This window comes from Pseudoalteromonas sp. AOP7-A1-14 (assembly GCF_052376275.1).
GTDB lineage: Bacteria > Pseudomonadota > Gammaproteobacteria > Enterobacterales > Alteromonadaceae > Pseudoalteromonas.
In genome coordinates this window covers 1-256 of the sequence record NZ_JBQSVO010000322.1, presented here as the reverse complement: position 1 = coordinate 256, position 256 = coordinate 1, and the positions used below count along the sequence as shown (strand labels likewise).

Below are 256 nucleotides of genomic sequence, written 5' to 3'. Positions count from 1 at the left end.
ACCCCATCAACAAGGGTAAAGTCGAAGCTGCTAAGGTGTTTACCCACGGGCAATTTTGCATCTTTTAAAAGCCGCTGAAGGCGTTTATCATCGCGTGTCGCAAGTTCAATATGGCACAGCTCAGATAAGTATTGCTGTGGGCTCCATTGTTCTTCTATCGCTTTTTTGCCCAGGGTATTCCACTGTTGAAGCATGGTGCTAAGCTTTAATTGTTTCAGCATTAAAGGTAACGAGGCCGTGAAGTTATCCATGTAGA

At 44.5% G+C, this 256-nt stretch carries 1 protein-coding gene; it reads right to left on the bottom strand.

Going from position 1 to position 256, the window contains the following annotated elements:
- The coding region (locus tag ACT3RM_RS18315) for an ATP-binding protein (RefSeq protein ID WP_444511571.1) at nt 1–256 on the bottom strand (256 nt) is incomplete at both ends.